At 52.0% G+C, this 13,303-nt stretch carries 12 protein-coding genes and 1 riboswitch; all 12 genes read right to left on the reverse strand.

What is annotated here, in order from left to right; translation table 11 throughout:
• Nucleotides 1-38: 38 nt before the first annotated feature.
• The 12 genes from DFP94_RS14985 to spoIIR all read right to left on the reverse strand — a co-directional run bounded on the left by DFP94_RS14985 (nucleotide 39) and on the right by spoIIR (nucleotide 12,817).
• Nucleotides 39-1,325 (reverse strand): ABC transporter substrate-binding protein, encoded by a 1,287-nt coding sequence (locus DFP94_RS14985; RefSeq protein ID WP_114497281.1) that lies wholly within the window; start codon nucleotides 1,323-1,325, stop codon nucleotides 39-41.
• Nucleotides 1,326-1,665: 340 nt separating this feature from the next.
• A complete protein-coding gene (locus DFP94_RS14990; protein WP_114497282.1) occupies nucleotides 1,666-2,205 on the reverse strand; it encodes a thioredoxin domain-containing protein in 540 nt (179 codons plus the stop codon).
• 33 nt (nucleotides 2,206-2,238) lie between these two features.
• Complete coding sequence (locus DFP94_RS14995; protein ID WP_114497283.1) at nucleotides 2,239-2,751, reverse strand: MauE/DoxX family redox-associated membrane protein; 513 nt, start codon at nucleotides 2,749-2,751, stop codon at nucleotides 2,239-2,241.
• Between the two features lie 416 nt (nucleotides 2,752-3,167).
• Entirely contained in the window at nucleotides 3,168-3,806 is a 639-nt protein-coding gene (locus DFP94_RS15000; RefSeq protein WP_114497284.1) for an SGNH/GDSL hydrolase family protein, read from the reverse strand.
• Between the two features lie 209 nt (nucleotides 3,807-4,015).
• On the reverse strand, nucleotides 4,016-5,266 hold the full coding sequence (glyA, locus tag DFP94_RS15005) for a serine hydroxymethyltransferase (RefSeq protein ID WP_114497285.1): 1,251 nt from the start codon (nucleotides 5,264-5,266) through the stop codon (nucleotides 4,016-4,018).
• 36 nt (nucleotides 5,267-5,302) lie between these two features.
• Entirely contained in the window at nucleotides 5,303-5,887 is a 585-nt protein-coding gene (locus DFP94_RS15010) for a TIGR01440 family protein (protein WP_114497286.1), read from the reverse strand.
• Between the two features lie 212 nt (nucleotides 5,888-6,099).
• Nucleotides 6,100-6,182, reverse strand: a riboswitch (ZMP/ZTP riboswitch).
• Nucleotides 6,183-6,245: 63 nt separating this feature from the next.
• Nucleotides 6,246-6,833 (reverse strand): low molecular weight protein arginine phosphatase, encoded by a 588-nt coding sequence (locus tag DFP94_RS15015; protein WP_114497287.1) that lies wholly within the window; start codon nucleotides 6,831-6,833, stop codon nucleotides 6,246-6,248.
• A 57-nt stretch (nucleotides 6,834-6,890) separates the two neighbouring features.
• The gene (locus DFP94_RS15020; protein WP_114497288.1) at nucleotides 6,891-7,451 is read right to left on the reverse strand and encodes a manganese efflux pump MntP; all 561 of its coding nucleotides are present in this window, start codon (nucleotides 7,449-7,451) and stop codon (nucleotides 6,891-6,893) included.
• A 103-nt stretch (nucleotides 7,452-7,554) separates the two neighbouring features.
• The gene (locus tag DFP94_RS15025) at nucleotides 7,555-9,591 is read right to left on the reverse strand and encodes a Na+/H+ antiporter (protein ID WP_114497289.1); all 2,037 of its coding nucleotides are present in this window, start codon (nucleotides 9,589-9,591) and stop codon (nucleotides 7,555-7,557) included.
• A gap of 101 nt (nucleotides 9,592-9,692) precedes the next feature.
• The gene (locus tag DFP94_RS15030; RefSeq protein WP_114497290.1) at nucleotides 9,693-10,553 is read right to left on the reverse strand and encodes a DUF72 domain-containing protein; all 861 of its coding nucleotides are present in this window, start codon (nucleotides 10,551-10,553) and stop codon (nucleotides 9,693-9,695) included.
• A gap of 47 nt (nucleotides 10,554-10,600) precedes the next feature.
• Complete coding sequence (locus DFP94_RS15035) at nucleotides 10,601-11,764, reverse strand: L-threonylcarbamoyladenylate synthase (RefSeq protein WP_245954842.1); 1,164 nt, start codon at nucleotides 11,762-11,764, stop codon at nucleotides 10,601-10,603.
• 252 nt (nucleotides 11,765-12,016) lie between these two features.
• Complete coding sequence (spoIIR, locus tag DFP94_RS15040) at nucleotides 12,017-12,817, reverse strand: stage II sporulation protein R (RefSeq protein ID WP_114497292.1); 801 nt, start codon at nucleotides 12,815-12,817, stop codon at nucleotides 12,017-12,019.
• Nucleotides 12,818-13,303: the final 486 nt, after the last annotated feature.

Consider the following 13,303-nt stretch of genomic DNA (forward strand, 5'->3'; position numbering starts at 1 on the left):
ATTTTGCATCTGGGCAAATGCCGCGCTATTCATAAAAGCTACTTTTGATCCAGTAACCGCTGCCCTCGCTCTTGCATGGAAGCAACGGCTTCATCAAGGGTTTTGGCACCTACGGTTACGGCCTTTAGTTCGGAGTTAATAATTTCGTCCATATTCCCGAAGAAACCTTTAGGAAATTTATCAAAATCAATAAACGTGCGGTTAACATCAGGCTTCAAGTTATAAAAGGCCTCCATTCTTTTTCCTTCGGGATTATAAATGTAATCCGTTCGCGTAGACGGGGCACCTCCAATGGTTCGTGACTTTGCCTTAGCCAATTCCTCACTGTTAACAAACTTGACGAATTCCCATGCCGCCTGCTTTTGCTCCGATTCCTTATTCACGGAAACTATTCCATCAACATAGAAATAAGGTGCGATATCACGACTAGCCTCGCTTACTGGTGCAGTAGCTACATCCCAATTTAAATTGAATTTATTTCCTTTGTCTTCAGCAGCCCAGTTAATCTTATTATTAATGTAATAGTAGTAATCCACAGTCATAGCGCTTGTTCCTGTAATAAAAGGATCGTAGACCTCAAATAGATCCATGTCGGGGGCAACTAAGGCTTTGGACTCGTAAGCATCCATAACCATTTCAAATATTCTCCGATAAGATTCCGAGTGGAGTGAAACCTCCATGTTTTTAACGTTAACCTCCGTGAGATGTTCCGTCCATGCTATATCATCTGTTATCGTTGCTAAATTCAGCATATATAAGCCGCTCACTCCGTCTTCTGCCGGAAAGCGTTTAGCTAGTTGAATGATTTCCTCCCATGTCATCTGATCTTGCGGATATGAAATATTGTATTTATCAAATAAATCCTTGTTATAATAGAGAGCTTTGTTCTCGAAGTTTGCCGCTGAACCATACAACTTACCGCTGCCAAGTCCCCGGAGATAACTGACAATTTCAGGGTGCACTCCTTTAAGAGCAAAGGCATCATTCGACATCAGCGTATCTATGTCATACAATTTACCTTCCCGAATCAATTGTTCATATTGTTGAAGCGAAAGGAAAAGAACGTCCGGCTTCTCTTTTTCTAGAACATCAATTAAATTTTTAGGTACATAGGTGATTGCCTTAATCTCAATATTAGGGTACTTAGCATTAAATAAATCCCCAACGTCCTTCATCAAATTCTTTTCACTTCCAATGGTCATCACTTTTATCGTTGCCTCTATTTCGGGGTCGCCTTCGTATTGGAGTGTTTCTTTGCTTGAAGAACATCCACTTGATAAAACTGACAAGATTAAAATAACTATAAAGATCACTTTCAGCTTCAAAAATATCCCCCTCTCTACTTTGTTGAAAAATTACAAAACAGTCTGCCATCAATAAAGATGACGGCAGACTGTTTGCAACACGTAATTAACATGATGAAGAACAAACACAAGTAGAACAACCACTTGAATAATAGTTACACAGTTGCTTGTTATTAGTACTAGAGCAACCTTGGACCACCGTCTGACAATACTGATACAAATAAGATCCTGAACACATTTTTTTCACCTCCTTTCAAGATATTCATTTATATAGTTAAGGCAAGATCGCCCTAGCTAACTTAAGTAAAAAGATTTTAAAGATTCCGCATATTGATGAACAGAGGTTCAACCAGTCCTCCACCTATGCCGATACCCGCTCTTCCCCATGCTTGACCAACGCTTGTAGATGTCCTTCGTTGTTTATTATTCCCTTCGCCTTTATCAACCCATCCGGGGAGACATAGTATCCAAACGGAACGAAGGGCGTTTGCAGATCCTTAAAATTCTCCACATGAATAATCGGAACTTGAAGCTCATATAGTTTTATGGCTGCGTTTACCTCGTCCTCCGGACCGGACATCATGAATAAATACTGATACACAGGCATTTTCTTCTGCACCTCATTAATGACCGAGTATAGCTTTTTGCAAGCCAGGCATTGGGATGAGGTTAAAAATATAAGCGTACCTAGCTTGCCATGATCCGTAAGGCTGAGAGCCTTTCCATCCATGGGGATACGGTCGTTAAGAGGGAACTCTACCCCCTCAGGCAAACCCTCTTGCTGTTCATAAAGCATACTTCTGGTTGCAATGGCACTCTTTAAAATGACGATTACACCGTAAGAGATCAAAATAACGATGACCCATAAAAGCAAATACGAGATATCAAATATGTCCGGCATGCCGTTTCACTTCCTTATAGTCAGATAATTTTGCTATTCCTGATAAAGCCTATGGTACTGTCTCAGCGTTAACCCCAAGGCGTAAACGGCCACAATCCCCAGGGAGGAGAAAACCACCGCAGTTACTTCTATAAAAGAAGCCGATACCAGCTTAGAAGAGAACGGTGCGACAAGGAGATAAATGTTTAAGAGGAACAGGATAAGATGCCGTGTATGCAGCCCCGTACCAAACCTTTCCGATAGAAGTCCGCCGAACCACTGATAGGTTACTATTCTGCCTTTGGCTCTCCAGGCTGCCCACCCAAAAGAGCTGAGCAAAAGTAGAGCAAGCACTGCGCCATACCGTAACGTTATTGGGAACAGCAATAGCACGCAAACGGCCAATTCGAGTAGGGGGATAGCTACTGCAACATTTCTTGCCCATAAGGGCGTAATTCTAAGCTGCCTTAATGTGTCTCTGAACGATGACAATTTGCTGAGTTTAGCTGCAGCAGATACTGCAAATAGAGCGCTTACAAACACTTGGAAACAAACAGATACTTCCATCAAAATCTCATCTCCTGTTTTCGTATTAACAGTTCAACCTGATAATCGATCAACTGTGCAATCGTTTGTATTTTTGAAAATAAATGACGCTACTTCAAGTCCTTGGAGTGTGTAAATATATTAGTGAATTTACTAAGTTACAGCTAAGTAGGTAGAGGAAACATTTCCAGCCACAAAAATCGGAATGCAAGCGTTTGCTCAAACGAGCAAAATAATCTCATTTAATATGTATCAAGAGGTGATTTGATCCTTAGATGTTATATGTTACCATTTGCCTTAATTATATCCTCCTTCTTATTGGTGTCAATTACTTTTTTTTGAAGTGTTTATACGAATTCCAAAACAAACCACTGGCAAAATCCTTAAAAAGGCCAGCCAGCAAGGGCTGGTCGGCCTTCTAAATGGTTTGGCCCCATCTATTGCAATGGCAAGTAGCCGAGCCGATCCAGCCCCTGTGCAATGACGCGATAACCTCGGCTGTTCGGGTGAACCCGGTCCAGAAAGAGTAATTCCCTTTCGTTTCCCTCGAACGCCGAGTAAATGTTTGCCACACGATAATTCGGTCCACCCAGCGTAGTGAGAAACGCATTGTACTGGCGCGCATAAACCCCCGCCTCCCTTATGTTGGGAAAAGGATTGTACACGCCTACCATCCGGATGATGAATGGCTTCCGCTGCGGTGATTTGATCTGATACAAGTTATATACGATTTGCCGCACATTCCCTTTCGTGCGGTTCAGCGCTTGCGGAATTTGGGAAGCCCGCGAACCTGAACCTTCGGCAATGGCTCTGGCATAGGGCCTGAGATCATTTGCGCCAATGGACACGGTGATGATGTCGGCCTGCCGAAGCGCCGCCCGAAAGCGCGAATCCCCCTGTACCGCCGCCAGTAGCTTTTGCGAGGTCATTCCGTTGACGCCCAAGTTTTCATAATCTACCCGGGTACGGAGTCGGCTTTCCGCCATCCGCCGATAGATGGGCGCAAATCCTCCGCTCAGCCAGGCTCCCGCGCCCGTCGTCAATGAATCCCCTATGGCCGTGTAAAGGTAACCCATTGCAACACCTCCTCCGCCCCTGTCTCTTCCGGCAGCGGGCATATCATTTTCACCTGAGGGATATACCAATTCCTGTATACGATATCGTATGTGAAAAATGAGGGACGGGACAGGGGAATTCGCGTATTCTTTAGTTCCCGTCTTTGACAGAGTCAGAAACACAAAAAACCGCCCGCAGATCACTGCGGGCGGTTTAACTAGTCTATAAATTACTCGTAGCTGAGTTCAGGATAGATCGGGAATTTATCGGTCAATTCGACCACTTGTTGACGGGCTTTGGCCAGGGTCGCTTCATCCTTGGCGTTCTTCAGAACCAGCGCGATGACTTGGCCGATCGCCTTCATCGCTTCCTGATCCATTCCGCGGGAAGTTACCGCCGGCGTACCGATGCGGATACCGCTGGTCACGAACGGGCTGGTAGGGTCGAACGGAATGGCGTTCTTGTTCACGGTGATGCCGATGGAATCAAGCACATGCTCGGCGTCCTTACCCGTGATGTTCAAATTGCGGGTATCGATGAGCATCAGGTGGTTGTCCGTACCGCCGGACACCAGGTTCAAACCTTCGGAAACCAAGGTTTCCGCCAATACCTTGGCGTTTTTCACGACGTTTTCCGCATAAGTTTTGAATGAAGGTTCCAAAGCCTCGCCCAGAGCAACGGCTTTGGAAGCAATGACATGCATCAACGGGCCGCCTTGCGTTCCAGGGAACACGGCCTTGTCGATAGCTGCGGCCCATGGCTGACGGCACAGAATCATGCCGCCGCGCGGTCCGCGCAGCGTTTTGTGCGTCGTCGTCGTTACGAAGTGCGCATGCGGCACCGGATTCGGGTGCAGGCCTGCGGCAACGAGGCCGGCGATATGAGCCATATCGACCATGAACAGCGCGCCTACGTCGTTAGCGATGGAGGCAAGTTTTTCAAAATCGATGATGCGCGGATAAGCACTGGCTCCAGCAACGATCATCTTAGGACGATGTTTGAAAGCAGCTTTGCGCACTTCGTCATAATCGATGAGGAACGAATCTTCCTGAACTCCGTAAGCTACGAAGTTATAAAACAAACCGGAAGCATTTACCGGGCTGCCGTGCGTAAGGTGACCGCCATGGGCCAGGTTCATCCCGAGAACGGTATCTCCAGGCTTCAAGGCCGTCAGATAAACAGCCAGGTTGGCTTGTGCGCCGGAGTGAGGCTGTACGTTGGCATGTTCGGCGCCAAACAGTTCCTTCGCACGGTCGCGGGCGATATTTTCCACGATATCGACATGCTCGCAGCCGCCATAGTAGCGTTTACCGGGATATCCCTCCGCATATTTATTCGTCAACACGGAGCCCATCGCTTCCATAACCGCTTCGCTGACAATATTTTCCGATGCGATCAGTTCAATATTGTTCCGTTGACGCTTGAGCTCCAAATTCATCGCTTCCAGTACCGCCGGGTCTTGCTTTCTCAATTGATCCATGTTTCATAGTCCTCCTATGCTAAAATAATTAATCACTTAGTCACATAACCGCGAATCCTGACTTTGCGGCAGCGCGTACACGGCACGCTCCCCACCGATCAGCTTCGGGCGGCTCCATGCCGCATTCACCCGGGCCTTGCCTACAAATCGCAAGGTCGGCCGGAACGGTACGGCCACTCGGCGCAAATGCATGCCGATCAGCGTCTCGCCGATGTCGATCCCGGCATGGGCCTCCAAACTCTCGGCCAGGCAAGGCTCGATCAACCGCTTATAAGCGGTTGCCGCCATAGAACCACCGGCTTTCGGCACGGGAACGGCGGCCACTTCCGTAAGCCCCATACGCTCCAATACCTGCCGCTCCACGACAAGCGCCCGGTTCAAATGCTCGCAGCATTGAAAAGCCAAGTCGAATCCGCGTCTCCGCCGAACCTCTTCGATGCCGTCGAATAGCTCGGCGGCGATATGTTCCGCGCCTCCCGTGCCGATTCGCGCTCCCGCCACTTCGCTCGTGCTGACACCGATAACCACCAACCGCCCTGGCCCCAGTCCTGCGGCTTCCGCTAACTCTTCCAAAATTTCCGCGACCTGTCCCCGGATCTCTCCGGGCTCTGACATGTCCATGTTCGCATGCCCCTTTCTCTCCAGAGAATGGCTCTTTCTCGTCAAAAACTATCTTTATTATACCTAAAACCGCAGGCATATTAACGACAAACTTCGAGCAAAACCACACTGCCGGAAAGATCCTCTCATTGGAACAACCTAAACAACGCAACACACAACGGAATCAAAACGGACTTATGACGAAAAAAGAGCATGACGCGAAATAGCGTCTTGCTCTTTGCCCAGGCGACCGGCCGTATATTCCGATGCTCCACCGTGGTTTCATCCACTTTCGTCGCCAGTCACATCGGATCTTCATTGCTAGCTTAAGAATAAAACATAAGTGAGACAAATGCAACCGGGTATTCCCCCGAAATCCTTAACCGCCAAAATGTTCTTGCTCGAGCTTGTCCAACAGGCTTACAATCGCGGCACGTATTTCTGCCGCCGCCCGGTCATAATCTCCGCGGGAACCTCCGAACGGATCGGAAATATCATGAACCGGCATCCGCTGCAGCAGCTCGTTCAATCGACGCCGCGCCGTCTCATCCGGCTTCTTTCCCAGCGCCCGGTCCAGTTCAAGATCGGCCGCCAGCCGCTGCAACTCTTCTTTCTCGGCTAACACCGCGGGATCATTTTGAGCGTATTCTTTAAGCGTATATATTTTATCGGCTGCCTCCGGAAAGGCATGGATCATTTGCCGCTTGTGCCCTTCTGTCAATCCAAGAATCAAATCGGCCCATTCCACCAGTTCCGCATGCAACGGTGTCGATAGAATACGATCCCCGATTCCCTGCTCCTTAAGAACGGCATCCGCATGATGCGAGATCGGCATTCCTTGAGCCGCTGCCACTCCGGCAGAGCGCACCTCCACATTGAGGCCCCGCCCCCGGGCCAGCTTACGCATCATGCCTTCCGCCATCGGACTGCGGCAGGTATTGCCCGTACAAACAAACAAAATTTTCATTTCTAAATCACCTCCGCCAGGATGCCGAATCCTGTATTTCTAATCAGTGTTATTGTATCAGAAGATAAACAGGAGGCCAAACGCAAGCAGGATGGCTCCTCCCGCCGCCTCTCCGTAATCGCCGAGACTCCGGCCGACGCTTCGCCCCAGGGCAAGCCCCATCATCGACATCAGGCCGCCAAAAAAGCCAAAAACCAATACGGTCATTAGCAGATCGCTATGGAACATCCCCAAAGATACCCCCACCGAAAAAGAATCAATGCTGACGCTCAGCGAAAACAGAAGAACCCCCCATAATGTACGGTGATTGATCGATTGAAACCCGCTGCCTTTAAAGGAACTAAAGATCATGTGCGCTCCCAGCAGCAAGAGCAGCCCGCCAGAGACATACCTTGCCAGGTGCCCGAGCAGAACTCCCACATATTGGCCCGCAAAAATCCCGACCAGCGGCATCAGCACATGAAAAAGAGCTACGGCCGTCCCGATGCGGAAAGCATCGCTGCGCCGTACCCCTTTCATGCCGATACCGACCCCGAGCGAAAAAGCGTCCATTCCAAGGGCAATCGCCATCAGTAGAATGGTCATCACTTCCCCTAACCGTGCAAATGCCTCTGTCATACCGCCACTCCTCCATGTCCGAATACTTCTTGTACCACCATATGCGGACAAGAAGTTATTCATGACATGACGGACCAAGCGCAAAACCCGGTATTGCAGTCCTCTATTCTTCCTCGCCGGGTTCCAAAATGCCCGCCTCCAAATAGTTAACATATTGCCTTAACTTGTTAGCCGACGTCCAGTTGATATCGCCCTGCTCGAATAACGACTGCACCTCGTTGCGCTGTGCCTGCATCCCTTTAATGCGAAGCTCGTTTTTATGCTGGTTGAACATATCCTCATCTTCAATAGTACCGGTTATCCCGGAACGTCCCTGAAGACGTTTGATCATTTCCTTATATTGCGCCATAACCAGAATGGATTCCTGCCGGTTCTCTTCATTGGCTTGCGCCTTTACGGCTTCAAGCGCAGCCATGGAGGTCCGGAGCCTTGCGGCTTTAAGCTGTTCCATGGCTTCCGCCGGGAGGCCGCCGGTTTTGTGTTTGAAGAACTGTTTCGAGAACAAGCGGCGAATCCGGAGCAGCGACACCAGGACCTGCATTTTGAAGCGGCCCGACATGACCATCTCCATCTGGTTCATCACCTCTTGGATTTTGGAAGCCAATTCACCAGTAATCTCGCCGCGGTCCAACATGCTTTGGATCTCCCGCCGCTCGGCTTGAAGTCCGGCAAGCCGCAGTTTCATCACGGCATTGTTTCTTCTCCGGTCCGACCACTCTTGGCCCCGCTCGTTTTGCAACCGGATCAATTGACGATGGTAACTCCCCAGTACCGATCGCGCCGCTGCTTCATTTTCCTCGACGGTCGCCTCTTTGATCGCCTTGATTCCCGCCTGCAGCATGGAGATGCGGGCTTCACATTCCCGTTCGGCGACATGATCCGCACCGTCTTCGGGTCGTTTCGAGAGCAGCGGCAGCACAACACTGGCGATAATTAGCGAGCATAGAATTACCCCGGCCGCCAGGAAAATGATCAGATCCCGCTCAGGAAACGGGGTTCCGTCCTGAAGCACATAGGGAATGGAGAAAGCCGCGGCCAATGTAACCGCACCCCGAACGCCGGATAAAGAAATAAGCACGGAAGACATCAGCTTCGGCTTCCCCATATTTTCTCCGCTACCGAGCAACCAGGAACCTTCCCAGAACAAATATACCCATATAAACCTTAGAACGATCAGGCCTAGAGAAATCAGGCCAATAAATCCCAGCACCTGCACATTGCTGTAGGCCGGGCTTTGAAATATCGTTTCCGTCGCGCCGGGAATTTGCAGCCCCAAAATGACGAATACGAGACCGTTCAAAATGTAAAGAATAACGGACCATGTATTTTGCGACACCATCCGAAGCTCGGCCTGCATCGATTCATTGCGGTCCCGCTCAATGGCATGCACAATCCCGCCCGCCACAACGGCCAAGATCCCGGAGAAGCCAAGTTCTTCCGTCACCAGATAAATCACGAAAGGGGTCAAAATCTGGATCAACATATGTATCGTGACGTCTTCCATGCCGAGCCGGCGGATAAACATCCGCAGCCAAACGATAAGAAAGGCAGCGATTGCGCCCACGACCAATCCGCCGATCGCGATCCACAAAAAGCTTAGCGTTGCTTCGGTGATGGAAAACACCCCGGTCACCGTGGCCGCCACCGCGAATTTAAACGCGACCAGCCCCGAAGCGTCGTTCATCAGCGACTCCCCTTCGAGCAGACGCATGATGCCTTTAGGCAAATGAATTCTGCCTGCCAAGGCGCTCACGGCGACCGCATCCGTCGGGGACAAGATGGCCGCGAGCGCAAAAGCCGCGGGCAGCGGAATGCTCGGGATCAGCCAATGGATCAGATAACCTCCCGCAAATACGGTGACGAACACCAATCCAAGGGCGAGCAGCAGGATCGGGGCCCTTAAGTCCCACAGTTCCTCGCGCGGGGTCCGTTTGCCGTCATTGTAGAGCAGCGGGGCGATAAAGAGCAGGAGGAATAACTCGGAATTCAGCGGCAAATGAATGCCGATCGGCAGTAAAGCCACCAAAGTTCCCAGTATGATTTGCAAGAGCGGGACCGGGACGAACGGAATGAACCGGTTCAGTACATTCGATACCCCGATCAAAACAAGCATGATGAGTACGATTTCAAATATTTCCAAAGCTCAAGCCCCGTACGAGAAGTATGACAGCGCCGGCCAGACCGGCGATTGGTAAAGCGAAAACCGGAACGGAAACGGAAGGATTCCAACGCCCCTTCGGCCTACTCTTCCTCCCCGAACAAATCCATCTGTTTCGGCGGCAGACCCACCGCTTCGAGGCCTAGAAGCTTCATCATCTCCACGGCGTTCGGAGCGGCGTCCCCGCCGGAATTGTTATTGAAAATCATGCAGATTTCTTCCGTGCCTTTGCTTTCGAGGACGGCCAGCTTTTCCCGCCAATCCAGCAGTTCTTCCCGGTTGTACCGGTAAAGGTTGCGGACTTCCCGCCAATTGGGAGCACCTCCCTGCAGCCAGCCTCCGGTGTTTCGTCCATGAAGCCTGACGATCGTAAGCCCGGAATCCGTCGGTTCCAGAACCGCGGGAACCGAGCCTTCCCCGACTTGCGGTTCATCGCAAATAATATGAATCCATCCTTCGCTCCGCATAAAAGAGAGCGTTTCTTCCCGCACCTCCGGGGCATACCAGCTCTGATTCCGGAATTCCAAGGCCAGCGGCAAAGAGCCCATCCACTTTCTAACGGCACGGAGCCGGCGGATGTTGTCCGTCGTGCAATCGAACCAGGGCGGAAATTGAAACATCACGGCCTTTAACCGTCCCGATTCTACGACCGGACGTATGGAATCCAGGTAAGCCTGGAACATTTCACCCGGGCCGCCATACGGATTTTTGCCCCGATTATGTCCGGTCATTCCCCGGTACGCTTTCAAGATAAACGTAAAATGAGGAGGCGTCTCCTCCAGCCATCGCCGGTAAGTGCGCTCTTCAAGCACGGCGTAAAAAGAACTATCGACCTCAACGACCGGAAAATGCCTGGCGTAAAGCGCAAGCTTGGCTTTGGCCGGCGTTCCGGCCGGATAAAGTTCATCGTGATCTCCCCATCCGGTTAAACCGATCGAGATCATGCCATCCCCGCCCTTCCTGGAAAAGGACCCGCCGATTCGGCGGAACCTTATACGTTAATTACCTGCTGGCCCGCCGCTTTAAGCAGGCGGTTCATCACGGCGGCGCCGAGTCCCTCCTGCGGGCAGGACTCGGCCATAATAAAGGTGACGCCGCTGTCGTCAAAGCGGCGGAGCGCCCCGTAGAGACGATGCGCAGCCGTCTCCAGCGCCGTTAAGCTGCCGAGCGAAAGCACGCAGTCGGCGCGGTAGAACGGGAGGTGCTCGTCAAAGGCGAGCACGCCCGTGACCTCCCCGCGCGCCTTGGCCGCGTCGAGCTCGGCCTGGATGGCGCCCGCCACCACTTCGGGGGCGGGCCCGGTCACGACACGCAGCGCCCCGCGGGGCGCATAGTGCGTGTACTTCATGCCCGGCGAGCGCGGCGCCGGCATGCCGTCAGCTTCGCTGACGCCGCCCCCGCTTTGCAGGGCGGCGTCCAACCGCACGCCCGCGACATGGCGGGCGAGCTCTTCGACCGTGATCCCGCCGGGGCGGAGCACGGTCACGATCCCGTCGGCGCCGGCCTCCACCACCGTCGACTCCACGCCCACCCCGGTGGGTCCGCCGTCGACGATGCCGTCGATGCGGCCGGCCAGATCATCGCCGACGTGGCTCGCCAGCGTCGGGCTCGGCCGCCCCGACCGGTTAGCGCTGGGCGCCGCCACCGGGCAGCCCGCTGCGGCGATGAGCCGCAGCGCAATACCGTGGGCCGGCATCCGCACGGCCACGGTGTCCAGGCCCGCCGTCACGCGAGGCGAGACGGCGCCGGGGGCCACGGGCAGCACCAGCGTCAGCGGCCCGGGCCAAAAAGCCTCCATGAGCGCCTGCGCGGTCTCGTTCACTTCCGTAACGAGACCCGCCAGCGCGCTGACGTCGGCAATATGCACGATCAGCGGATTGTCGGATGGCCGCCCCTTGGCGGCAAATATCGCCTCCACCGCCGCCGTGTTGCGAGCGTCCGCCCCGAGACCGTATACCGTCTCGGTCGGGAACGCTACCGTTCCGCCCGCCGCCAGCAAGGCACCCGCCTCGGCCAGCGACCGTTCGGCATCCCGCCCGGCTTCCCGCCCCTGCGGCTTGTCCGTTTCATCCGCAGCAAGCGCAATACTATCCATCAAAACGGTCACATCCCACAACCGGGTGCTCCGCGAATATTCAACTCCGCTTTCATTCATCCTCTTATATCCCATAACAGCTCATCATCCCAAACTTTCCAATTTAGATACTCTCTATTATAACAATCCTTACTTAAGGTTAGCCACCCACAGCAAACTTAAGTAACCTACCAGTCTGTCTGCCTCTTCCGCAAACCCGAACAATTTCGGGGACCCTTCGATCCATCGTGCCCAAAACTAAAAGGACCGTACGGGAACACCACCCCGTACGGTTGCTTTTGAAATATCACCATGAACAACTAACTATGAACCTCAAGAGAACAATCCAACGATCCATCCCCACAAATTCACCAGCATATCCCATAAAAAGAAGCGGACCTCCACCTCTTCCGGTTCTACCTGAACCGCATCGGATGCAACAGCCGTTCCGGCCCCCTGCTGCCCGGCAGCTGCCGGTTTCACCGAACCCTCACCGGAAGCTTTCGAATCTGCTGCTTGCTTCACCACAGAACCGCCCGAACTGCCCGATCCTTCCGACCCTCCCGCTTCTTCTGTCGCCTTTCCCTTGGTCCCCTTCTTTTGCAACGCATCACCGCTGCCTGCATCCACAAAGCACAATGGCGGGAACAATACGCACCACCAGTTTTTGCCCTTCCCTTCCCCCAGCGTGACGCGCAGCGCTTCATAATCGCCCGCCGGATAGACCGCGCCTCCGTACATTTTTGTCGGAAAAGGTACCACCGCGAGTTCCACCTTGTAGCTATACTCCTTGCCGCCACTTGCCAGCGTCTCGCCTACCTTATCCTCAATTTCCCCTAGATGATCCCGAATTACGTGCCGGGCAGCCTCCAGACTTTGAGGATCCTCCAACTCCGCTACCCAGCCGTTCATTTGCTCTACCACCGCGTCACGGACACGGCGCTTAACAACCTGATCCCCCGCCCCATCCGAATTGGCTAAAATCCGCAACCGGATCGATTCCTGCGGAATCAAGCCTTCCGCTGCTGCCGAATCTATTTTTTGCCCCTCCCAGGACATCAATAATATCATCATACTAAAAAAAATAAGCGCTAACGTTCTACCCGTTCCCTTTCTATCCCCTCTCGACATCATCGCTACTCCCTTCCCCATCCTCTGATGTCTATCAGTATGTCCGGTTAAGAGAGTCCTAAACCTATCATTCTAGTAAAAAATACTATATACACGATAGTAGGAAATGCGTGATATATGCGATTAGTACGATCTATTCAGTTAATATCATAAGTATGGTATTTAGCGGTAAGTCCAGTGAATGCGGTGAAAGGAATGCATGTGATCATGCGAGGCCGCGGTATATCTGGTGATAACGATGCGTGTGGTCGCGCTATACGTGCGGCGGTGTATGCGGTGAAATGTGCATGTGGTCATGCTAGGTCTAGGGTGAATCTGGTGAATGATAACAGTCCCTCCACTTCCGCCAGTTTATTACGAATTTGAAAAAGAGGTAAAGATCAAGAAATGACGAAAGGTCAATATCTGTACTCTCCAAATGGACAAAACATCAAAAAATGTCCACTCAAAAGGGGACAGTTAAGGTAATTCCTCCAGAATAGAACAAAT

This window comes from Fontibacillus phaseoli, assembly GCF_003337355.1.
GTDB lineage: Bacteria > Bacillota > Bacilli > Paenibacillales > Paenibacillaceae > Fontibacillus > Fontibacillus phaseoli.